Annotated in this window: 21 protein-coding genes; 9 read left to right on the top strand and 12 right to left on the bottom strand. The window is 75.5% G+C overall.

From position 1 onward, the window contains the following. Positions 1-9 precede the first annotated feature (9 nt). Positions 10-546 (bottom strand): hypothetical protein, encoded by a 537-nt coding sequence (locus ACIBCJ_RS10805; RefSeq protein WP_362099484.1) that lies wholly within the window; start codon positions 544-546, stop codon positions 10-12. Between the two features lie 125 nt (positions 547-671). Here ACIBCJ_RS10805 and ACIBCJ_RS10800 point away from each other — a divergent pair, with 125 nt between their 5' ends. Then, on the top strand, positions 672-1,865 hold the full coding sequence (locus ACIBCJ_RS10800) for a PP2C family protein-serine/threonine phosphatase (RefSeq protein ID WP_362099487.1): 1,194 nt from the start codon (positions 672-674) through the stop codon (positions 1,863-1,865). Positions 1,866-2,297: 432 nt separating this feature from the next. Continuing rightward, positions 2,298-3,392, top strand: coding sequence for a hypothetical protein (locus tag ACIBCJ_RS10795; protein WP_365979441.1), 1,095 nt, complete (start codon positions 2,298-2,300; stop codon positions 3,390-3,392). 86 nt (positions 3,393-3,478) lie between these two features. On the opposite strand, the gene ACIBCJ_RS10790 is transcribed toward ACIBCJ_RS10795, so the two are convergent. Beyond that, positions 3,479-3,676: a hypothetical protein gene (locus tag ACIBCJ_RS10790; RefSeq protein ID WP_365979439.1), complete on the bottom strand. Its 198-nt coding sequence runs from the start codon at positions 3,674-3,676 to the stop codon at positions 3,479-3,481. Between the two features lie 112 nt (positions 3,677-3,788). Here ACIBCJ_RS10790 and ACIBCJ_RS10785 point away from each other — a divergent pair, with 112 nt between their 5' ends. Continuing rightward, entirely contained in the window at positions 3,789-5,138 is a 1,350-nt protein-coding gene (locus tag ACIBCJ_RS10785) for a helix-turn-helix transcriptional regulator (RefSeq protein WP_362504885.1), read from the top strand. A 121-nt stretch (positions 5,139-5,259) separates the two neighbouring features. On the opposite strand, the gene ACIBCJ_RS10780 is transcribed toward ACIBCJ_RS10785, so the two are convergent. The 7 genes from ACIBCJ_RS10780 to ACIBCJ_RS10750 all read right to left on the bottom strand — a co-directional run bounded on the left by ACIBCJ_RS10780 (position 5,260) and on the right by ACIBCJ_RS10750 (position 11,200). Next, complete coding sequence (locus tag ACIBCJ_RS10780; protein WP_365979438.1) at positions 5,260-6,930, bottom strand: glycoside hydrolase family 13 protein; 1,671 nt, start codon at positions 6,928-6,930, stop codon at positions 5,260-5,262. 100 nt (positions 6,931-7,030) lie between these two features. Beyond that, positions 7,031-8,011, bottom strand: a complete 981-nt coding sequence (locus tag ACIBCJ_RS10775; protein ID WP_365979436.1) for a nucleoside hydrolase — start codon at positions 8,009-8,011, stop codon at positions 7,031-7,033. Positions 8,012-8,060: 49 nt separating this feature from the next. Then, positions 8,061-8,213, bottom strand: a complete 153-nt coding sequence (locus ACIBCJ_RS10770; RefSeq protein WP_399282238.1) for a hypothetical protein — start codon at positions 8,211-8,213, stop codon at positions 8,061-8,063. A gap of 416 nt (positions 8,214-8,629) precedes the next feature. Then, complete coding sequence (locus ACIBCJ_RS10765) at positions 8,630-9,001, bottom strand: DUF6479 family protein (protein WP_362099505.1); 372 nt, start codon at positions 8,999-9,001, stop codon at positions 8,630-8,632. A gap of 47 nt (positions 9,002-9,048) precedes the next feature. Then, positions 9,049-9,927, bottom strand: a complete 879-nt coding sequence (locus tag ACIBCJ_RS10760) for a serine hydrolase (protein ID WP_365979435.1) — start codon at positions 9,925-9,927, stop codon at positions 9,049-9,051. Then, on the bottom strand, positions 9,924-10,271 hold the full coding sequence (locus tag ACIBCJ_RS10755) for a hypothetical protein (RefSeq protein ID WP_365979434.1): 348 nt from the start codon (positions 10,269-10,271) through the stop codon (positions 9,924-9,926). The genes ACIBCJ_RS10760 and ACIBCJ_RS10755 overlap by 4 nt, the downstream gene beginning before the upstream one ends. Then, complete coding sequence (locus ACIBCJ_RS10750) at positions 10,268-11,200, bottom strand: LysR substrate-binding domain-containing protein (RefSeq protein WP_362099514.1); 933 nt, start codon at positions 11,198-11,200, stop codon at positions 10,268-10,270. The genes ACIBCJ_RS10755 and ACIBCJ_RS10750 overlap by 4 nt, the downstream gene beginning before the upstream one ends. 115 nt (positions 11,201-11,315) lie before the next feature. On the opposite strand from ACIBCJ_RS10750, the gene ACIBCJ_RS10745 reads away from it, so the two are divergent. Both ACIBCJ_RS10745 and ACIBCJ_RS10740 read left to right on the top strand, forming a co-directional pair. Then, positions 11,316-12,347 carry a PHB depolymerase family esterase gene (locus ACIBCJ_RS10745; RefSeq protein ID WP_365979433.1) on the top strand — a complete coding sequence of 344 codons (1,032 nt, stop codon included), beginning with the start codon at positions 11,316-11,318 and terminating at the stop codon, positions 12,345-12,347. Between the two features lie 17 nt (positions 12,348-12,364). Further along, positions 12,365-14,032, top strand: a complete 1,668-nt coding sequence (locus tag ACIBCJ_RS10740) for a penicillin-binding transpeptidase domain-containing protein (protein ID WP_365979431.1) — start codon at positions 12,365-12,367, stop codon at positions 14,030-14,032. A gap of 21 nt (positions 14,033-14,053) precedes the next feature. Here the strand turns inward: ACIBCJ_RS10740 and ACIBCJ_RS10735 are convergent, their stop codons facing one another. From ACIBCJ_RS10735 to ACIBCJ_RS10725, 3 genes are all read right to left on the bottom strand, one after another. Next, a complete protein-coding gene (locus ACIBCJ_RS10735; protein ID WP_362099523.1) occupies positions 14,054-14,287 on the bottom strand; it encodes a twin-arginine translocase TatA/TatE family subunit in 234 nt (77 codons plus the stop codon). Between the two features lie 98 nt (positions 14,288-14,385). Continuing rightward, complete coding sequence (locus ACIBCJ_RS10730) at positions 14,386-14,841, bottom strand: tellurite resistance TerB family protein (RefSeq protein ID WP_365979430.1); 456 nt, start codon at positions 14,839-14,841, stop codon at positions 14,386-14,388. A gap of 81 nt (positions 14,842-14,922) precedes the next feature. Further along, complete coding sequence (locus ACIBCJ_RS10725) at positions 14,923-15,936, bottom strand: sporulation protein (protein ID WP_365979429.1); 1,014 nt, start codon at positions 15,934-15,936, stop codon at positions 14,923-14,925. Between the two features lie 271 nt (positions 15,937-16,207). On the opposite strand from ACIBCJ_RS10725, the gene ACIBCJ_RS10720 reads away from it, so the two are divergent. The 4 genes from ACIBCJ_RS10720 to ACIBCJ_RS10705 all read left to right on the top strand — a co-directional run bounded on the left by ACIBCJ_RS10720 (position 16,208) and on the right by ACIBCJ_RS10705 (position 20,760). Next, positions 16,208-17,617 (top strand): hemolysin family protein, encoded by a 1,410-nt coding sequence (locus ACIBCJ_RS10720; RefSeq protein WP_365979427.1) that lies wholly within the window; start codon positions 16,208-16,210, stop codon positions 17,615-17,617. Then, entirely contained in the window at positions 17,614-18,639 is a 1,026-nt protein-coding gene (locus ACIBCJ_RS10715) for a hemolysin family protein (protein WP_365979426.1), read from the top strand. The genes ACIBCJ_RS10720 and ACIBCJ_RS10715 overlap by 4 nt, the downstream gene beginning before the upstream one ends. A gap of 193 nt (positions 18,640-18,832) precedes the next feature. Continuing rightward, positions 18,833-20,086 (top strand): sensor histidine kinase, encoded by a 1,254-nt coding sequence (locus tag ACIBCJ_RS10710; RefSeq protein ID WP_365979425.1) that lies wholly within the window; start codon positions 18,833-18,835, stop codon positions 20,084-20,086. After that, positions 20,083-20,760 carry a response regulator transcription factor gene (locus ACIBCJ_RS10705; protein WP_362099541.1) on the top strand — a complete coding sequence of 226 codons (678 nt, stop codon included), beginning with the start codon at positions 20,083-20,085 and terminating at the stop codon, positions 20,758-20,760. Before ACIBCJ_RS10710 ends, ACIBCJ_RS10705 begins: the two co-directional genes overlap by 4 nt. Positions 20,761-20,879: the final 119 nt, after the last annotated feature.

Raw genomic sequence — 20,879 nt, 5'->3', positions numbered from 1 at the left:
ACGCGCCGGTCAGGTGGTGCGGGCCTCCCGGACCGCCGTCCGGGCGTCGTGGGCCTTCCCGGCCTCGCGGGCCTCCCAGGCCGCGCGGGTGTCCGCCGCGTCCCGGCGGGTGTAGTAGTGGTAGATCAGCGTGGCCGTCACCGCCGCCGCGAGCAGCAGGGAGGCGAGGATGCAGGTGAACATGGCGACGCCGCTGCCGGAGTACAGGAAGCCCAGCGCGCTGCCCGCGAACGCTCCCCACAGGGCCGCGTGGGCCTCGCGCGGCAGTCGGCGGGAGACGGCGCGGACCGCGAAGTAGAGGACGGCGAACACGAGCACCGACAGGAAGCCGATCAGCAGGTTCCAGCCGGTGATGGGGCCGCCGTGGCGGCGGACGGACGCGACCCAGTAGCCGTAGACCAGGGCGGTCACGACGGGCATCGCCCACTTCATCAGGAGGTGGGTCCTCCTGCCGAAGACGTCGGGTGTCGTGCGCCCCGGGGGGCCGGGGTCCGGGCCGGTGCGGGTGCCGGTGGCCGTCGTGTGTGCGGGTATCGCGTGAGCCATGGGCGCACTCCTCTCGCCTCGCCCCGTCTGCCCCCGTCTACCAGGGCACACCTGGGCGCCGGGACTGGCAAGTCCGGATGCGGGCCCGGCGGGGGCGTGTTTGGCTGTGCCGTGTGAGGGGACACGTGCGAGACCCGGTGCGTGGCGGACGGAAGGTGCTCGGCGGACTGTCCTGGGCCGTCGGACGGACCGCCGCCGAGTCCCGGCACGCGTTGCTCAGCGTGCACGGCCACAGCGTCGCCTGGCTGGTCCCGTTCCTGATGCTCACGGCCATCGCGGTGGCCGACGTGACCACCAACGTGTTCCAGATCGTGGCCTGGACCGTCCTGGTCCCCGGCGTCGCCGCCGCGCTCTGCGGGGTGCGCGGCACCGCCGTGTTCGCGGTGCTGTCCCTGGGCGTCTACATCCTCGCCGACAGCGTCTGGAGACACCGGGACGAGACCGGGCTGCCCGGGCTGATGCTCGTCGTCATCGGTGGGCTCGTCGCCGTGGTGGCCGCCGCCTTCCGGGTCGCGGGCGAGCGGCGCATGCTGCACATGCGGGACATCGCGGAGACCACGCAGCGCACGGTGCTGCGGCCGCTGCCGGTGGGCTTCGGCGGCCTGGAGCACGCCGCCGTGTATCTCGCCGCGGACAGCGAGGCGCGGGTGGGCGGCGACTTCTACGACATCCAGCCGGGCCCGCACGGCACCCGCGTCCTCCTCGGCGACGTGCAGGGCAAGGGGCTCGGCGCGGTGGATGCGGCCGCGGCCCTGCTCGGCACCTTCCGCGAGGCCGCCTACCACGAGGCGGACCTCGCCGTGGTCGCCGGACACCTGGAGATCCGCATGCTCCGCCACCGCGCGCACACCGCGGCCCTCGGCGGGGCCGACGGGGACCGCTTCGCCACCGCCGTCCTGGTGGGGTTCCGCATCGACCAGCCGGACGCCGTGGAGATCGTGAACTTCGGCCACGAGCCGCCGCTCGCGGTCGGTCCCGGCGGAGTCCGTCCGCTGCCGGTCACCGGCGGTCTGCCGCTGGGCATGAGCGAGCTCACGCCGGGTTCCGTCCTCCCGGTCGCCCGCACCGGGCTCGCCGCGGACGAGACGCTGCTGCTGGTCACCGACGGGGTCACCGAGGCCCGCGATCCCGACGGGGCCTTCTACCCGCACAGCGAGGCGGTCGTCGCGGCCGTCGCGGGCGACCCGTCGGACACCTCGCCGCAGCGGCTGGTGAACGTCGTGCGCGACGGCACGCTGCGGCACTGCCTGGGGCGGCTGGGGGACGACACCACGGTCTTCGCGGTACGGCGGGCGGGGCGCCCGCCGGTATGGCCGTAGGAGCCCGAGCCGCGGCACGTACGGGGCGGGGCACGTGCGGGGCGGTGCAGTACGGGGCGGGGCAGTACGGGGCGGGGCACGTACGGGCGGGAGACGCTCGGGCTGCGGCACGCGCGGGCGGGGCAGCGCGCACGTGCGCACGCGCGGGTGCCGGGCGTCCGGAGGCACCGGGCGGCGGGGGGCGTCCGCGGGTGTGGCCGTGGGGGTCCGGGCCGGGGCACGTACGGGGCGCGGCACGCACGGGGCGGGGCGCGCACGGGGCGGAGCACGTACGAGGGGCCGGGAGACGCGCCCGGGCCGCGGCACGCACGGGCGGGGCGGCGCGTCGCGCGGGTGCCGGACGCCCGGAGGCACCGCAGCGCGGTCGCAGCGGCTACGGTGCTGCCGTACGTGATCGACGCGGAACGACAGGGAACGACAGGGGGCGGGGACATGCCCGGGACCGTGCTGCTGCTCGCGGCGGCGCCCGTGGGCCGCGGGTGCCTGGTGGACGCCGCCTCGGTGCTCCCCGTGCTCGCGGCCGTGCCGCCCGCCGTGCTCTCCGGCACGGACACGGCGAACGTCGTCGAACTCGCCGACCCGCTGGAGCCGCAGGCCGTCCTGACCCGGCTGCGGGCCGCCGCGGCGGCCCCCGGACCGCTCACCGTCTACGTCGCCGGGCAGCTCCAGCTGGACCGGCGCCAGCGCCTGCCGCACCTGGCGCTGGCCCGCACGACCCCGGCGACCGTCCGCTACACCGCCCTGCCCTGGCACTGGATCCGCGAGGAGCTGCGGCTGCGGCCGAGCGGCGCGACGACGCTGCTGCTCGACCTGCACGCCGACCACGAGACCTGGCAGTGGCTGCGCGCCAACCCGCTCGACTGCGGACGCAACAACGCCGTCTACGGCCGCGTCGCGCCGCCGCCCGCGCGGCGGACGGTGGCCGTACCGGCGTACATGCGGGGCGTCGCGACGATCCTGCGCAGCGGGCACCGGCCGCCGCCGGACGTGCTGCACCAGCAGGCGCTGGCCCGGGCGGCCGCCGACGCCGCGGCCGCCGATCCCGCGGGCGGCGGCGCGGTGGCCTCGACGGACCTGGTGCTGACGGCGCCGGGACCGGTGGCGGGCGACCCGCACGCCGTCATCGCCGCCGCGGTGCGCTCCGGGCGGCACGGGGACGCCGACGCGCTCGCCGCCCGGCACGAGCGGGCCGCGGCCCACGCGTACGGGCCCGCCTCGGAGGACGCGCTGCACTGGGCCGAGGTCCGGGCCGACCTGGCGATGTTCGCGGGGGACCCGGTGCGCAGTTGCCGGGCCTGGCTGGCGGTGGCCGAGACCCGGCTCGGCGCCGGGCAGCCCCCGCAGGCGCCCTCCGTGGAGGCGGCCGCCGACCGGGCCCACCACCAGTGGGGGCGGATCCGCGACGCGGTGCGGGCCCGCGAACTGGGCCCGCCGCTGGCCGCGTTGCGCGGTCGCGTGCCGGGCAGCCGCGAGGGCGCGCTGGACCACGTGCAGCGCGAACTGAGCCGCCTGCAGACCCAGGGCTGAGCGCCGCCCCCGCCGCCGACGGTCCGCCCGGTGCCTCTCCCGGGGTGCCCCCGGGTGCCGGACACAGGCGCCCGGGGCAGGCCCCGCTAGCCGACCGCCGAGGCCGGCTCCCGGACGGGCGGGGCGCCGTCGGGCTCCGGCGCCGGTACCGGTGCCGACGGCGAGGTGCGGGGTGCCGTGTCGGCGGGGACCGCGTTCGCGGCCAGCAGCAGGCAGGCCACGGCGGCGACGGCGGCGGCGAGGGCCCTGGCGTAACGTTCGGCGGTGCGGGTGCGTCCGGGCACGGTGTCCTCTGCGGGATCAGCGGGTGTGTCAAGCACGGTTAAGCGCACTTAATACGCGGTTTAACCTAGAGCCGTCCGAGTCGAACGGCAAGAGCCACAGGGGGAGTCGGCAGTGGGTGACCGTGACGACCGGAACGCCGTCGGGCGCCGGGTGCAGCGACTGCGGGCCGAGCGCGGACTGACCCAGCGCCAGCTGGCGGAACCGGCCTACACGCCCGCCTACATCTCCACCCTGGAGGCCGGCCGCGTCCGCCCCTCCGACGACGCGCTGCGCCACCTCGCCGAGCGGCTCGGCGTCGGCTACGAGGAGCTGGCCACCGGACGCCCCGCCCACCTCGCCACCGACCTGCGCCTCAGGCTCACCGAGGCGCAGCGCACCCTCGCCACCGGGGGTGCCGAGGAGGCGGCCGGCCAGTACGCCGGGCTGCTCGCCGAGGCGGAGGAGCACGAACTGGCCGAGGAACGGGCCGCCGCGCTGCTCGGGCTCGGGGAGTGCGCCGTGGAGACGGGTGAACTGACCGTCGGACGGGAGTACTTCGAGCGGGCCGAGCAGTGCCTCGCCGAGGCCGGCGCCCCGCTGCCCGCCCGCGTGCCCGCCGTGCGCGGACGCGCCCTCGCCCACTACCTCGCCGGTGAACTGCGGTACGCCGTCTACCTCCTGGAATCCACCCTCGACGAGCTGAACCGCGGTGGCCTGCACGACCCCGACGCGCTGCTGCTGCTCTACGCCAGCGCGATCGGCCCGTACATGGACATGGGCGCCCACGCGCGCGCCGCCCAGGCCGCCGAACTCGCCCTCTCCCTCGCCCCCACCGCCGGTGACCCGGCGCTGGTGGCCCGCATGCACCGGTCCGTCGCCCGCACCCTGCTCGCCGAGGGCCGCCTCGCCGACGCCGATGCCTCGCTCGCCAAGGCGGCCGAGCTGTACCGCACGCTGCAACTGCGCACGGAGCTGGCCAACTGCCACTGGATGCGCGGCTACGTCCTCGCCCAGAACGGCGAACTCCCGCGCGCGGAGGAGGAGATGCGCGAGGCCCTCGGGATGCTGTCGGCCAACCGCGCCACCCTCTACAGCAGCCAGGTCGCCGTCGAACTGGCCGACGTGCTGCACCGGCGCGGCAAGTCGGCCGAGGCCGCCGAACTGCTGCACGGCGTCCTGGACGACCTCTCCTCCGAGCGCGGCGCGGTGCACTCAGCGGGCGCGCACCGGCTGCTCGGCATCATCGCCGAGGACGCCCGGGACACCGAGACCGCCGAGGAGCACTACGTCCGTGCGCTGAGCCTCCTGGAGCGGGCCGGCGCGGCCGGCGACCTGGCCGACCTGTGCCGGCTCCTCGGCGACCTGCTGCGCCGCACCGGCCGCGTGGAGGCGGCCCTGGACGCGTACCGCACCGGCCTCGGACACCGCACCGCGCCCGGCACGACCACCCTGGGCCCGGCACCCGCACAGCCGCCCCTCTGACCCGCCCGCGGCACCCCGGCGCCCCACCAGGGCCCGGCCCCGCCGCCGGGACCGTGCCGGGCGGGCGGCCACGCCCCGGCGGACGCGCGAGCGGGTCGCCGGGGCCGGCCTCACCGGCCCGTCACAGGCCCAGCCACACCGTCGTGTCGGGGCCCAGCCGCCCGTCCTCCAGCGGTGCGCTGCTCAGCAGGACCTCACCGGCCGGCAGGTCGACCGTCCGGTCGGAGAGGTTGGCCACGCAGCGCCAGCCGTCCGAGCGGTCGAACCGCAGCACACCGGCCGGCACGTCGTCCGACCAGGTCAGCGCCTCGCCGTCGAGCAGCTTGCGGCGCAGGCGCAGGGCCGTGCGGTACAGCTCCAGCGTCGAGCCCGCCACCCCGTCCTGGGCCTGGACGGCGTACCGGGCGAAGTGCGGCGGCTGCGGCAGCCACGCGCCGCCGGCGCCGAAGCCGTACGACGGTCCGTCCGTCGTCCACGGCAGCGGCACCCGGCAGCCGTCGCGGCCCTTGCGGACGTGCCCGGTCTGTTCCCAGATCGGGTCCTGGAGGACCTCGGTGGGCAGGTCGGCCACCTCGGGCAGCCCCAGCTCCTCGCCCTGGTAGACGTACGCCGATCCGGGCAGCGCCAGCATCAGCAGCGTCGCCGCGCGGGCCCGGCGCAGTCCGGCCGCCGTGTCGACGGAGGGTGCGCTGCCGCCGGACAGCAGCCAGGCGTCGGGGTCCGTGCCCGGCGGCAGGACGAGGCGGGTGGCGTGCCGGACGACGTCGTGGTTGGACAGCACCCAGGTCGCCGAGGCCCCGGCGGCCCGCGCGTCGGCCAGCGACCCGGCGATGACCTCGCGCAGCTCGGCGGCGTCCCAGCCGGTCTGGAGGTACTCGAAGTTGAAGGCCTGGCCGAGTTCGTCCGGGCGGGCGTAGAGCACGCGCCGGGCGCCCGGGACCCAGGCCTCGGCGACGGCCGTGCGGGGCGGGGAGTAGGCGTCGAGGATCTTGCGCCAGTCCCGGTAGACCTCGTGGACGTCGTCCCGGTCGTAGAAGGGGTGGGTTCCCGGGGCGAACTCGGCGAGGGCCGCCTCGCCGCTCAGCTCGGGGGCGCCGAGGTCGCGCAGCGGCTCGGAGAGGTCCTTGACCAGCGCGTGCGCCACGTCGACCCGGAAGCCGTCGACGCCCCGGTCGCACCAGAACCGCAGGGTGGTGCGGAAGTCGGCGCGGACCTGCTCGTTCTCCCAGTTCAGGTCGGGCTGCTGGGGTGCGAAGAGGTGCAGGTACCACTGTCCGTCGGGCACCCGCTGCCAGGCGCTGCCGCCGAAGACGGACTGCCAGTCGGTGGGCGGCAGTTCGCCGTGCTCGCCGCGGCCGTCCCGGAAGACGTACCGGTCGCGGGCCGCGGAACCGGGCCCCGCCCGCAGGGCCTCGCGGAACCACGCGTGGCGGTGCGAGGTGTGGTTGGGCACCAGGTCGACGATCACCTTGAGGCCCAGCCGGTGGGCCTCGGCGGTCATCGCGTCGAAGTCGTCCAGGGTGCCCAGGCGCGGGTCGACGTCGCGGTGGTCGTCGACGTCGTAGCCGCCGTCGGCCAGTTCGGAGGGGTAGAAGGGGCTGAGCCACAGGGCGTCCACGCCGAGCGCGGCCAGGTGGGTCAGGCGCTGGGTGATGCCGCGCAGGTCCCCGAGCCCGTCGCCGTCGGCGTCGGCGAAGCTGCGGGGGTAGACCTGGTAGATGACGGCCTGCCGCCACCAGTTGGGGTCCTGGGACGACAGGTCGGGGGTGCCGGCGGTGCTGCGTACGGTCACGCGGCCTCCTTCGCGGTGCGTGCGGGCGGCACGAGCTGATCTGTTACGTCTGTCCAGATCACCCGAAAAGCGAACCCGCGCGCCCGCGACGCGCCGGTGACTACGCCTCCGTGCGCTCGACCGCCCCGAGGTACAGCCGCACGTACCGGGCCACGTCCACGTCCAGCGCCACGTCCACCAGCGGCTGTTCGCGCATGCCGTCGTGGAGTTCGGACTCGCCGACACGTGCGCGGCGGTCGACGAGCGTCTGGCCGCGGGCGGGGCCGGGGGCGAGGGACACCTCGACGGGCAGCCGCCGCGTGGTCAGGCCCTCCGGGTCGATCACCGCGCAGACCGCGCCCGCGTCGCCGAGCCCGCCGCCGGGGTCGGTGGCGTCGGTGGCCGGACCGCGGTGGGCGAGCAGCTCGCCGGCCAGCCGGGTGCCGGGCTCGGCGCTCGCCCGCAGCCGCCGCACGTCGGCGCCGGGCACGATCACCCGCTCGAACACGTCCAGGCCGTACATGGTGATCGGCACCCCGGCGGTGAGCAGGATCGCGGCGGCCTCCGGGTCGTGCCAGACGTTGAACTCGGCGACCGGCGTCGCGTTGCCGGTGGCCACCGCGCCGCCCATGAACACGATGCGCTCGATGTTGCCGGTGACCTCCGGGTGGGTGCGCAGCAGCAGCGCGATGTTGGTCAGCGGCGCGGTGGGGATCAGCGTGACCGGGCGCGGGGCGGCGAGGATCTCCCGGCGCAGCAGCGTCACCGCGTCCACGTCGGCGGGGGCGCGGGTGGGGGCGGGCAGGCCGAGGTCGCCCATGCCGTCGGCGCCGTGCACGTGCCGGGCGGTGCGCACGCCCTCGATCAGCGGCCGCTCGGCACCCCGGGCGACCGGGACGTCCGGGGCGCCGGCGTGCTCCAGCACGGTCAGCGTGTTCCGTACGACCCCCGCCACGTCCGTGTTCCCGGCGACACAGGTGACCGCGCGCAGGTCCAGGCGCGGGTGGCGGACCGCCAGCAGCAGGGCCAGGGCGTCGTCGATGCCGGTGTCGCAGTCGATGATCACCGGAACGGGCTGCTGCTGGTCGGCGGGGGTCGTCACGGCGAGGCTCCTTACGGTGCGTGCGGGGCGCCGGTGACCCTACGCGGCCTCAGGCCGATTCCCACAGCTCGGGGCCGCGTGCCCCGACCCGGTCGGCGATCCGGCGCAGCAGCTCGGTGCCGGACAGCCGGCCGGGGTGGCGGCCGTCCCGCAGGCGTACGCCGACCAGATCGCCGTCCCGGGCCTCCCGCGCGCCGATCACCGCCTGGGCCCGCGCCGATGGCGGGGTCGGTGTCGAACAGCGCAAGTTCGCGGCCGAGGCGCCGGTGGTCGTGGGCGTGGGCAGGGTCGTGGGCGTCGGCGTGGGCAGGGTGCCGGCCGGGTTGGGGGTGCCGGTCCTGGTCGGGCACGGTGGTCTCCTCGGGACGGTCCAGGACGAGCACCACACGACGAAGCCCCGGGGCACTCGCCCCGGGGCTTCGGACTTGGGTCAGCAGTCAGCGCGCCGGGACGTTCCCGGCGTCGTCATCGAGGACGCACTGGCGCGCTTCATGGAGCCGACGGCAGCGGGGGCTCGGGCGCGGACACGAGCGGTTTTCCGACCGCTCGGCCGTGCCGCACCCCTCGTCGGCGGAGGGGGCCGGGAGGGTGTCCCGGCCGCTGTGTCGTGCGGGCGGTTCAGACGTGCCCCGGCCCGCCGCTGCCGAAGGACCCGCTGGAGCCCGGCAGCCAGCGGCGCCGGCTCTGGTCCTCGCCGCGGCGGCTGCCCGAGTGGTGCAGCTCGTAGGGCATCAGCCGAGGGCTTCCGTCCTCGCTCAGTGGGATCTCGTCGGGTTCGCGCATCTCCCGCTCCTCGCGGACGGCGCCCGTGGCGGGGAGGTGCGGCTGTTCGTCGGCGCGGGGGCGGTCGGGTTCCCGGTCCATGACCCGCATGCCCGTGCGTACGGCCCAGATCAGCGCGCCGGCTACCACCAGCCCGATGATGAAGACCACCGCGACCCTCAGCCCGCCCGAGGGCGCGGCCAGCAGTACATACGTTGCCGTACTCATGTTCTGATTATGTACCCCCGAATGAGATAAAGCGCCCGATATGTCCGCTACGGGGTCCGCAGGGCGTCCACCGCGATCCGGGCGGCGGTGCCGATCACCGCGTCCGCCGCCGGGAGCACGGCCGCGGTGTGGGCGGTGCGGGTGAAGACTGCCACGGCGTAGCGGCCGCCGTCGGGGTACTCGACGACGCCGACCTCGTTGCGCAGGGTCGGCAGGCTGCCGGTCTTGCCCGCCACGTGCACGTCGTCGAAGGGGAATCCCGAGGCCAGGCGGTGCGGCCACACCTGGAGCCCCATGATCCGGCGCATCGCGGCGCCGTACTCGGGCGGGCAGGCCTCGTCCCGCCACACCGCGCCGAGCAGGCGGGTCATGTCCCGGGGGGTGCTGCGGTTGGTGCGGGCCGGGTCCAGGGCACGCAGCCGGGTGATGACACGCGGGTCGGTCAGCGCCCGGGCACCGTCGGGCCCGGCGTCCTCGCGCATGGTGCCCAGCATCTCGCCGAAGCCGTGCACCGCCCGGGTCCTGGTGAGGCCGAGCCGCGCGGTGGTGCGGTTCACGGCGTCCAGACCGACCCGGCGCACCAGCAGGTCGGCGGCGGTGTTGTCGCTGACCGACATCATCAGGAAGGCGGCGTCGCGCAGCGACAGCTGGACCGGGTCGAGCATGGCCGCGAGCCCGGTGGGCCCCGGCGTGCGTCCGGCCGGCGGGCACTCGATCCGCTCCGTGAGGTCCAGCGCCCCGGCCGCCGCCAGTTCGTGCAGCGCCACCAGTACGCACAGCTTGTGGACGCTGGCCGTGCAGACCGGCTGATCGGCCCCGGTCCCGGCCTGTGCCCCCGAGTCGATGTCCACGGCGTGCAGCCACCCGGTGACCCCGGCGTCGGCGAAGGCGGCGTTCAGCCGGGCGGCGGTGGCGGTGTCGGTCATGCCCGGACCTCCGATGCCGGGCGGGTGCCCAGCAGCCGGCTCGCTGCGGCGGGCGTGGCGGTCCCGGGAGCGGCGGTCGGCGGGTGGTTCGGCGGGCGGACGGTGGTGGTCGCGGGGTGCGCCTGTGGAGGGCCGGCGGCGGTGGTGGTCGTACGGCGTGCCTGCGGGCGGCCGGAGGCGGTGGTGGTCGGCGGGCGGCCCGAGGTGGCGGCGGTCCAGCGGGGCGCGGGCAGGCGGCCGTAGGGCGTGGCGGTGGTGGTCGAACGGCGTGCCTGCGGGCGGCCGGCGGCAGTGGCCGTCGGACGGTGTGCGGGCGGGCAGCCGATGGCGGCGGTGTCGGTCACAGCCAGAACTCCGATGCCGGGCGGAGGTGCAGGGGCCGGGCGGGTGCCTCGGAGTGGGCGTCGGCCGTGGTGCGCAGGGCGTGGGTCGCCGCGTCCGCGAAGGCGCCCACGGCGGCGTCGCCGCGCCCCTTGGGCCAGGCCGCGGAGTGCCGCCAGACGGGCGGGGCCCCGGCCAGCGGGCGCCAGACCAGGTCCTGGTCGCCGGGGATCACGAGCCGGGTGTCGCGGGGCCCGAGGGCGACGGCCCCGGACGACAGGACCAGGCCCCGGACGAAACTCGCCCCCTGGCCGTGCCGCACGGTGGCCGGCGTCCAGCCGCCCCGGGCACAGGAGGTGAGCAGGTCGTCGTAGACCGCGGGGGCGTCGGCGCGCGGGAAGAGGACCAGGTCGTACCCGGTGAGGGCGGCGAGCGGCACCTCGTCCAGCTCCGTCTGCGGGGCGCCCCGCGGCAGCAGGACGCCGAGGTCGCGGCGGAGCACCGGGCCCAGCTCCAGGCCGGTGACGTCGCAGGGGTGGTGGATGAGGCCGACGTCCAGCTCGTGGGCGGCGAAACCGGCGAGTTGCTGGGCGGTGGTCAGTTCGTGCAGCTCCAGGCGGAGTCCCGCGTGCCGGCGCCGGAAGTCCGCCAGCAGCGCGGCGACGGTCTCGCCGGAGATGTCGGGGGACAGTGCGGCGCGCAGCATGCCGCTCTCGCCGTCCCGGATGCGGCGGGCGGCACTGCGCAGGGACTCGGCGCGGGCCAGCAGCTCACGGGCCTCGGTGAGCAGCAGCGTGCCCGCCTCGGTGATCGTCACCTGACGGCTGGTGCGCTCGAAGAGACGGACGCCCAGCTCCTTCTCCAGCCGCTGGATGCGCTGCGACAGGGGCGGCTGGGCCATGCCGAGCCGGGCCGCGGCACGCCCGAAGTGTGACTCTTCTGCAACAGCCACGAAGCACTCCAGGTGCCGCACCAGGTCCACGACCAGTAATCATATCGGGGATTGATCGACCGGACATCCATATCGGTCTTGGACAGGGGCTCCGCGGGGTTGCTCTCCTCGGGCCATGCGCTCCTTCCGTGACCGTTCCCGCCGGTGGCCCGGTGTGCTCGCCCTCTCCGTCGTCCTGCCGCTGTCCGGCTGCGCCGCCGACTCCGACCGGCCGGACGCGGCGCCGCCGTCGGGTGTCCCGTCCGGCCCGTCCGCCCCGGCCGGCGGCACGGGAGGCGGCGCCGGGACGGCCACCCCGGGGCCCGAGGTCCGCGGGCGGCTCCGCGTGGACGGTGACGTCCGCCGCTACCTCCTGCACCGGCCCGTACCCGCCCCCGGTGCCGACGGTTCGCGGCCCCTCGTGGTCGCCTTCCACGGCCGTGGCGCCGACGCCGCCGAGCTGCGCGCCAGGACCCGGCTGGAGCGGGCAGCCGCCGTGCGCGGCATGCTCGTCGCCTTCCCCGAGGGTCTCGGCCACGGCTGGGGCGCGGGCACCCGGGCCACGAGGCAGCGCCCGGACCCCGGCCGGGACGTGCGGTTCACCGAGGCGCTGATCGCGCACCTGGTCCGCACCGAGCGGGCCGACCCCGGCCGGGTCTACGTCGCCGGGTTCTCCAACGGCGGCTCGATGGCCCTGCGGATGGCCGCCGAACGCCCCGGGCTGGTCGCCGGCGCGGCCTCGGTCTCCGGTCAACTGCCCACCGGCGACGCCGCCGTGGAGCCCACCGGGCCGGTCCCCGTCATGGTCGTCCACGGCGCCGCCGACCCCGTCCGGCCCCTCGCCGGGCTGCCCTCCCCGCCGCCGGACCCCGGGGAACCGGTCCTGCCGACCCGGTCGGCCCGGGACACCGCGGCGGTCTTCGCGGCGGCCGGGGACGCGGGCGAACCGGTCACGCGGCAGGAGAAGGGCTACGAGCGGACGGTGTGGCGGCTCGGGAGCGGCGCCCGGCACGGCGGCACCGTGCGCCTCCTCGTCGTCCACGGCGCCGGTCACACCTGGCCGGGCTCGACCGTCCCCCCGCCCGAGGGGTTCGGCCCCGTCAGCAAGGCCCTGGACGCGACCGACACGATCCTCGACTTCTTCACCGACCCCGGCCCCGGCCGCTGACCGACAAGGACTTCCCGATGTCCGACTCCTCGCACTCCTCCTACCCCGCCGGCTCCCCCCGCTCCGCCCCTCCCCGCGGTCGCGGGCCCCGCAACGGTGTGCGGGCCGTCGCCGCCGTGGCGCTCGTGCTCGCGATCGCCGCGGGCGGCTCGTACGCCGCCGGGTTCGGCCCCTTCGCACGCGGCGACGACGGACCCGACCCGGCCGCGCTGCGGCAGGCGCGTGCCTTCCTCGCCGACTGGGCGGCCGGGCGCCTGCCGGACGCCGCCGGCCGCACCACCGACCCGGCGAAGGCGCAGGAGGTGCTGCAGAGCTTCACCGCGGGGCTCGACATCGAGAAACCGAAGCTGACGGCGGCGGCCGGCGCGGCGAAGGAGGACGAGGACGGCACCCTCGGCGTCCCGTTCACCGCCCGGATGCCGGTCAGCGGCCTGGGCACCTGGACGTACGAGTCGCGGCTGCCGCTGCGCGAGCAGGAGGGCGGCGGCTGGAAGGTGGACTGGCGGCTGTCCCTGGTGCACCCGCGGCTGAGCGACACGCAGAAGTTCCGCCTCGAACGCGAGGAGAGCACCCCGCCGGAGGTCACCGACCGCGAGGGGGTCTCGCTCGTGGACGGCGCGTACCCGTCCCTGGCCCCGCTGCTGGGCCGGCTCGCCGGTGACGCGGGCGGCGGCGGTCCGCGCGGTGCGATCGAGCTGGTCGACCGGGCCGACGGCGAGACCGTACGTACCGAGGCGTCCTTCGGGAAGAAGCCCGACCCGGCGACCGCGGACCGGCCCGCGCGCACCACCCTCGACGCGACCTGGCAGGCCGCCGCGGAGAAGGCCCTCGGTAAGGCCGGCGGCAAGAACGCCTCCCTCGTCGCCCTGCGCGTCGACGACGGCGAGGTCCTCGCCCTCGCCAACTCCCCCTCCACCGGCTTCAACCGCGCCGCCTCCGGCACCTACGCGCCCGGCTCCACCTGGAAGATCGTCACCAGCAGCGCCCTGCTGCTCAAGGACGCGGTCGCGCCCGACGACGTCGTGGACTGTCCCAAGTACCTGACGGTGGGCAAGGAGTTCCACAACGTCGAGACGTCGGAGCATCCGGGCGCCACCTTCCGCAAGGACTTCACCGAGTCCTGCAACACCGCCTTCATCGGCCTGCGCGGCAAGCTGGACGACGGCGAGCTGGGCAAGGTCGCGCGCACCTACTTCGGGTTCGGTCAGGAGTGGCACGTCGGCATCCCGACGTACGACGGCTCGGTGCCGGAGCCCAAGGACGAGACGGAGAAGGCGGCGTCGATGATCGGGCAGGGCCGCGTCCAGGCCAACCCGCTGATCATGGCGTCGGTGACGGCCACCGCGGTCTCCGGCGAGTTCCACCAGCCGTCCGTCACCGCGGGCCACGAGGACGGGACCCGCACCGAGCCGCTCCCCGGCAAGGTCGTCACGCAGCTGCGCGAGCTGATGCGGGCCACCGTCACCGACGGCACGGCACGCGTCCTGGCCGATCTGCCCGGCGAGGTCGGCGCCAAGACCGGTACCGCGGAGGTCTCCGACGACCAGGACAACAACGGCTGGCTCGTCGCCCACCGGGGCAACGTGGCCGTCGCCGTCGTGGTCGAGGAGGGCGTCACCGGCGGCGGTTCCGCGGGCCCGATCGTGCACAGCCTGCTGTCGGCGGTGCCGGAGGACCCGTCCTGACCCCGCCCGCCGGTACGCCGGTCAGGCCCGGTGCGTGTCCTGGGCGCCGGTGCCGGGGTCGTCCTCGCGCCGGACCGCCTCCCCCTGGATGACGCGCGGAGTCCCCGGTTCGTCCGCGTCCCTCGTCGCGCGGGCCTCGGACTTGAGGATGCGGGCCGACCTGCCCGCCGAGCGGGTCAGCTCGGGGAGCTTCTTGAAGGCGAGGACGACGGCGACGACGACGAGGACGAGCGCGATCTCGCTGAGTCCGAACACGGTGCTCCCCTGGTGGACGTGCGGTGCGGGCCCGCGGCGCGGGCCCGCCCACGGAATCTACGGCACCGCCGGCGGGCCCGGCGGCGCGGCCTCAAGGCTCAGAGGTCGAACTCGTGCGGCGGCAGGTCGAGGGCGTAGCACGCCTCGCGGACCACGGCGCGCTCGTTCTTGTCGAAGTCCCCGTCGGCGCCGCCGATCACGATGCCGATCTGCACCACGGCGCGTGCCTCGGCGGGCTTCTTCTTCGCCTTGGCGATCTCCTGGAGGATGCCGACCTTGCCGAAGGCGAAGTCGGCGGTCAGCTTGTCCAGGTTGCCCTCGAACCGGCGGCGCAGGTCGTCGGCGGGGAAGTTCTGCAGCACCTCGTTGGTCGAGATCAGCTGGGCGACCCGCTGCCGCTCGGCGGGGTCGACGGTGCCGTCGGCCGCCGCCACCAGGGCGCACATCGCCATGCTGGCGTCGCGGAAGGCGCCGCTCTTGAGGTCGTTCTTCTTCGCGACGAGCTGCGTCTGCATCTGCGACGCGGACTCCTTGAAGCGGTCCCACAGGGCCATGAGAACTCCGTACTCCGTACCGGGCGGACGGGAAGGGGGTGATCGGGGGCGAGCCCGACCTCTACAGCACTGTAGAAGTTATCAGTCCTCGGCGGCGTACCCGTCGCCCTCGCCGTCCTCGCCCTCGGCGGCGTCCTCGAAGAAGTCCCCCACCTCGTCGACGACTTCGGCCGCCACCATGCCCCCGGCGATCCCCGCGGCTCCGGCCGCGAGGGCGGCCCCGGCCCCGGCCCCGCCGCCCGAGTGGCCCGGCTCGTGGCCGCCGTAGCCGGAGTCGTGGCCGTACACCGCGTGGGAGCCGTACGACGCCCGGTGCTCGACCAGCTCCCGGATCCAGCCGTCGACGAGAGTGCTCCAGTCCTGCGGGCCGGCGGGACCCTCGTGCGGGACGGTGAAGCGGCTGAGCGCGTCGTGGCCGTCGGAGAACGGGCCGCCGCGCTTGTCCGCCTCCAGCACCACTTCGAGGGCGTCCGGCACGGCCAGGAAGGTCAGCTCGATCTCGGTGGCCTGGTGGGCGTAGCGCGGGGGCGGGGTCAGCTCGATCTCCTGGTAGAAGGGCAGCTTCTGCCCGGTGCCGCCGATGCGGCCCAGCTCCAGGTCGGCGGAGCGGAAGCCGAAGCCGAGCTGCCCGAGGGCCTCCAGGACCGCCTCCTGGGCCGGGAGCGGCGCCACGGTCAGCGGGTCGAGGTCGCCCTTGTCCCGGGCGCCGGCGACCGCCAGCTCGGTGCGTACGCCGAGCGCGATGCCCAGGGGCTGCCCGTGCAGCTCGGTGACCGGGGTCTCCCAGGGCAGCGTCACCGTGAACGGGAGGCTCGTCTCCTCGCCCGCCGCGAGCCGGAAGGCCCCGGCGACGACCTGCCGGCCGAAGGCGAGGACGCCTTCGCCCTCGCCCCCCGGGCCGTCCCCCTCGTGCTCGGTCTCCACACGGGCCACCAGCTCCAGCGCGACGTGCTCGACGTCGTGGTCGGCGGTGCCGCCGACCAGGTGGACCCGGCCCGACACCGTGCCTCCCGGCCGGGCGGCGCCCGGGTCGAGGACCGTGTCCACCGTGGGTCCGCCCACGCCGAGGGAACCGAGCAGCCGCTTGAACACCATCGAGGCGTTCACTCCTTCACGTTTCGTGCGGGGAACAACCGGAACGGCCCGGCCGTTCTCTACAGGCGAGTAGAAGCATAGGGGTCTCAGGACTCCCGCTCTCTTTGCTCGTCCTTTACCATGAGGGAGAACCCTCGGGCGCCCGGCTGGTACCGGCGCCCGCCGACCCCGTTAAGGAGTCCCGTTCCGTAATGGAGCCCCCCAGTACCGGCCGCGCCTCGGCCGGCCCGTCCGTTCCCCCGTCTGTGCGTGAGGGAAGCGGGGTGGCACGGTGACCGAGGTCCTGCTGCTCCTGCTGGCCCTCCTGCTCACCCTCGCCTGCGCGGTCTTCGTCGCGGCCGAGTTCTCCCTCACCACCGTCGAGCGCGGTGACCTGGAGCGGGCCGCCGAGTCCGGTGAGCGCGGCGCCGACGGCGCCCTGAAGGCCGTACGCTCCCTGACCCTCCAGCTGTCCGGCGCCCAGCTCGGCATCACCGTGACCTCCCTGGTCATCGGCATGCTGGCCGAGCCGTCGATCGCGGCGCTGCTGCGCGGCCCGCTGACGGCGATCGGCCTGGGCTCAGCCGCCTCGACGGTGGCGACCCTGCTCGGCGTGGTCCTCTCCACCGTCGTCCTCATGGTCGTCGGCGAGCTGGTCCCCAAGAACTGGGCGATCTCCCGCCCGCTGGCCGTCGCGAAGGTCGTCGCGGGCCCGCAGCGCGGCTTCACCACCGCCTTCGGCCCCTTCATCCGGCACCTGAACAACACGGCGAACCGCTTCGTGCGCCGCTTCGGCCTGGAGCCGGCCGAGGAGCTGGCGTCCGCCCGCAGCGCCGAGGAGCTGGTCGCCCTCGCCCAGCACTCGGCGGCGGAGGGCGCCCTGGAGGCGGACTCGGCCGAGCTGTTCGTGCGCACCCTGCACCTGAGCGAGCTGACCGCGGAGAACGTCATGACCCCGCGCGTGGACGTCAAGGCCCTGGAGGCGCACGCCACCGCCGCCGACGCCGCGAACCTCTCGCACGCCACCGGCCTGTCCCGCTTCCCGGTCTACCGCGACAGCCTGGACGAGGTCGTCGGCACCGTCCACATCCGCGACGTGCTGGCCCTGGAGCCGGAGCGGCGCCGGTCCACCCCCGTCACCGAGCTGGCCACCGCGCCCCTCCTGGTGCCGGACAGCCTGCCCGCCGACCGCCTCCTGGAACGCATGCGAGCCACCCGCACCATGGCCGTCGTCATCGACGAGTACGGCGGTACGGCGGGCGTGGCGACCGTCGAGGACATCGTCGAGGAGGTCGTCGGCGAGGTGCGCGACGAGCACGACCCGGTCGAGACGCCGGACCTGCTGCCCGCCCCCGCCGGGTCGGACGGCCGCGCGGCCTGGGACGCCGACGGCTCGCTGCGCCTCGACCACCTGGCGCGCATCGGCCTGACCGCGCCGGAGGGACCGTACGAGACCCTGGCCGGCCTGGTCGCCACCCACCTGACGCGCATCCCCGCCAAGGGCGACGTGGTCGTCCTCGACGGCTGGCGCATCGACGTCCTCGACGTCGACCACCACCGCGCCGACCGCCTCCGCGTCACGGCCCCCGTGCCCGACGGTGCCGCGCCGGCACCCGACCACGCGCCGGACGGTGCCGCGCCGGCGCACGGACCCGCGTCGCACGAACCGTCGGCGCACGCTGAGCGGGAGCTGGCCCGATGACCGTCGTACAGCTCCTCGTCGGCGCGCTGACGCTGCTGACCAACGCGTTCTTCGTGGGCGCCGAGTTCGCCATGATCTCGGTGCGCCGCAGCCAGATCGAACCGCGCGCGAAGACGGGCGACAAGCGCGCCCGGATGACCCTGTGGGGCCTCCAGCACATCTCCCAGATGATGGCCACGGCCCAGCTGGGCATCACCGTCTCCTCCCTGGTGCTCGGCGCGGTCGCGGAGCCGGCCATCGCGCACCTGATGGAGCCGGTGTTCGAGGCGGTGCACATGCCGCACGCGCTGGTCCACCCGGTCGCCTTCGCCATCGCCCTGACCCTGGCGACGTACCTGCACATGCTGATCGGCGAGATGATCCCGAAGAACATCGCGCTGGCCGCCCCGGCGACCACCGCGCTGGTCCTCGGCCCGCCGCTGGTCGCCCTCACCCGCGCCCTCAAGCCGGTCGTCTTCGGCATCAACGCCTTCGCCAACACGCTCCTCAAGCTGCTGCGGGTGGAGCCGAAGGACGAGGTCGAGGCCGTCTTCACCGACGACCAGCTGGCCCGCATGGTGGTCGACGCCAGCGAGGCCGGCCTGCTCACCCCGGCCGACGGCGAGCGCCTGCGCGACGCGCTGGAGCTGGGCACCCGCCCGGTCGGCGAGATCCTGGTCCCGGCCCAGAAGATGCGCACGGTCCCGCACACGGTCACCCCGGCCCAGCTGGAACGCACGGCCGCCGACGCGGGCTACTCCCGCTTCCCGGTCACCGGCCCCGGCGGCACCGTCCTCGGCTACCTGCACATCAAGGACACCCTCGGCCTGACCGACCGCGAGCGCCCCTTCCCGCGCACCGCCCTGCACCGCGTCACCCGCGTCCGCATCGACACCCCCCTGGACGACACCCTCACCGCCCTGCGCACCGAGGACAGCCACCTGGCCGCGGTCACCGGCGAGACGGGCGCGGTCCTGGGCTTCGTGACGATGGAGGACGTCCTGACGGAACTGGTGGGCCCGACGACGCCGGTGGCGTCGTAAGCAGAACCCACCCACGGTTCGGTCCCGGTGGGGGCGGTCCAGCCGGAGTCCCCGACCCCCTACCGGAGTCCCCGACCCCCTACCGGAGTCCCCGACCCCCTACCGGAGTCCCCGACCCCCTACCGGAGTATCACCTCGGCTTGGCTCTGCGGGGGGGACGGCACGGGCGCGCCGGGCACCTAGGGTGGTGCGCATGACCGCAGTGGAGGAGGAGCGCCCCCGCCCGCTGCTCGCGGGGGCCTCGCGGCGGTGGGTGCGGGTGCTGCCGTGGGCCGTGGCGTTCGTGCTGAGCGTCGCCCTGCTGCCCTCCACCATCGTGGTCCTCACCGCCGACTACGGCCTGAACGGCGGCGTGGCGAGCGCCCTGGCCGTCGCGCAGGCGGCCCCGCTGCTGCTCGCCGTGGTCCGTCCGCTGCACGCCTGGTACGTGGTCTTCGCCGCGGACGTGGCCGGTGCGCTGGCGCTGCTCACCGTGGACTTCCCGGAGCGGCTGCTGTGGCCGTTCCCGCCCATGGAGCTGGTCGGGTACGTCGGCCTCTGCCTCGCCCTCGGCCTGCGCGAGCGGCGCCGGACGCTGCTGCCGGTGTGGCTGGCGACGGCGGGTGCGAACGTCGGCCTGGTGTTCGTCGCGCCCCACGGCGCCGGCGCCGGGGAGTTGCTGCTCACCATCCTCGGCGGCATCGCGCTCCTGCTGGGCGGCGCCCTGCGCGAGCGCCACGAGGTGCGGCGCAGGCTGGCCGAACAGGAGACGATCAGCGAGGCCGAGCGCGGCCGGCGGACGCTGCTGGAGGAGCGGGCCCGCATCGCGCGGGAGCTGCACGACGTGGTGGCGCACCACATGTCCGTCATCACCGTGCAGGCGGACACCGCGGAGTACCGCCTGACGGCGCTGCCGCCGGACGTCCGCGAGGAGTTCACGTCCATCGCGGCGACCGCCCGGGAGTCGCTCGGCGAGATGCGACGGCTCCTCGGCGTCCTGCGCAACGAGGAGTCGCACGGCGAGCTGGCCCCCCAGCCGGGCCTCGCGCGGATCGGGCAGCTGGTGGAGGCGACGGCGAGGACGGGCGCGCCGGTGGACTTCACCCCCTGCGACCCTCCGCACGGGGCCGAGGTGCCCGACGCGGTGGGGCTCTCGGCGTACCGGATCGTCCAGGAGGCCCTCGCGAACGTCGTACGCCACGCGCCGGGTGCCCGGACGCGGGTGTCGCTGTCGGTGGCGGCGCCCGCCGGCGCCCCCGGCCGCGACCGGCTCACCGTCCTCGTCGTCAACGACCCGCCGCCCGGACCGCCCGCCACGCCGCTCGAAGCGGGCGGCACCGGGCACGGACTCGTCGGCATGCGCGAGCGGGTGCGGCTCGTCGGCGGCACCCTCGACGCCGGACCGCTGCCCGGCGGCGGCTTCCGGGTCGCAGCCCACCTTCCGCTGACCGAAGAGGACTTCACGTGACGACGCGCGTCATCATCGTCGACGACCAGGCCATGGTGCGGGCCGGATTCGCCGCGCTGCTGGCCGCCCAGAGCGACATCGACGTGGTGGGCGAGGCCCCCGACGGTGCGCAGGGCGTCGAGCTGAGCCGGCGTACCCATCCCGACGTCGTGCTGATGGACGTGCGGATGCCCGAGATGGACGGTCTGGAGGCGGCGCGACGGCTGCTGTCGCCGCCACGGGGGGTGACCCACCGGCCGCGGGTGCTGATGCTGACCACGTTCGACGTCGACGACTACGTGTACGAGGCGCTGCGGGCCGGCGCCAGCGGTTTCCTGCTGAAGGACGCGCCGCCGGCCGACCTCATCGCGGCGGTCCGGATCGTGGCCGCCGGCGACGCGCTGCTCGCGCCCTCCGTGACGCGCCGCCTGATCGCCGACTTCGCCCGGCAGCGCCCCCCGGCCCGGGGCAGGCCCGCGCAGCGGCTCAAGGGCCTGACGGAACGCGAGACCGAGGTCCTCGCCCTGGTCGCCCGCGGCCGGTCCAACGGGGAGATCGCCGAGCACCTGGTGCTGGCCGAGCAGACGGTGAAGACGCACGTGAGCCGCGTCCTCACCAAGCTCGACCTGCGCGACCGCGCCCAGGCGGTCGTCTTCGCCTACGAGTCGGGGCTGGTGGCCCCGGGGGAGCAGTAGTCCGGCCACCCCCTACCGGGGTACCGGTCCCCCATTGGCTCCCGGGTATGACGCCCGGCGGGCGGCCGTCCCCGCACTCTTCCCCCCGTCAGCAGGACGCACCTGTGCACGGATGAGGA

It is taken from the genome of Streptomyces sp. NPDC051136 (assembly GCF_044455745.1).
GTDB lineage: Bacteria > Actinomycetota > Actinomycetes > Streptomycetales > Streptomycetaceae > Streptomyces.
This window is presented reverse-complemented; position numbering and strand designations above follow the sequence as displayed.

What these genes read in the sequence shown, in the direction of transcription:
- ACIBCJ_RS10805 (WP_362099484.1), bottom strand. Translation starts at nt 546, where the DNA reads ATGGCTCACGCGATACCCGCACACACGACGGCCACCGGCACCCGCACC.
- ACIBCJ_RS10730 (WP_365979430.1), bottom strand. Translation starts at nt 14,841, where the DNA reads ATGGCCCTGTGGGACCGCTTCAAGGAGTCCGCGTCGCAGATGCAGACG.
- ACIBCJ_RS10740 (WP_365979431.1), top strand. Translation starts at nt 12,365, where the DNA reads ATGTCCGACTCCTCGCACTCCTCCTACCCCGCCGGCTCCCCCCGCTCC.
- ACIBCJ_RS10710 (WP_365979425.1), top strand. Translation starts at nt 18,833, where the DNA reads ATGACCGCAGTGGAGGAGGAGCGCCCCCGCCCGCTGCTCGCGGGGGCC.
- ACIBCJ_RS10765 (WP_362099505.1), bottom strand. Translation starts at nt 9,001, where the DNA reads ATGAGTACGGCAACGTATGTACTGCTGGCCGCGCCCTCGGGCGGGCTG.
- ACIBCJ_RS10760 (WP_365979435.1), bottom strand. Translation starts at nt 9,927, where the DNA reads ATGACCGACACCGCCACCGCCGCCCGGCTGAACGCCGCCTTCGCCGAC.
- ACIBCJ_RS10725 (WP_365979429.1), bottom strand. Translation starts at nt 15,936, where the DNA reads ATGGTGTTCAAGCGGCTGCTCGGTTCCCTCGGCGTGGGCGGACCCACG.
- ACIBCJ_RS10745 (WP_365979433.1), top strand. Translation starts at nt 11,316, where the DNA reads ATGCGCTCCTTCCGTGACCGTTCCCGCCGGTGGCCCGGTGTGCTCGCC.
- ACIBCJ_RS10715 (WP_365979426.1), top strand. Translation starts at nt 17,614, where the DNA reads ATGACCGTCGTACAGCTCCTCGTCGGCGCGCTGACGCTGCTGACCAAC.
- ACIBCJ_RS10795 (WP_365979441.1), top strand. Translation starts at nt 2,298, where the DNA reads ATGCCCGGGACCGTGCTGCTGCTCGCGGCGGCGCCCGTGGGCCGCGGG.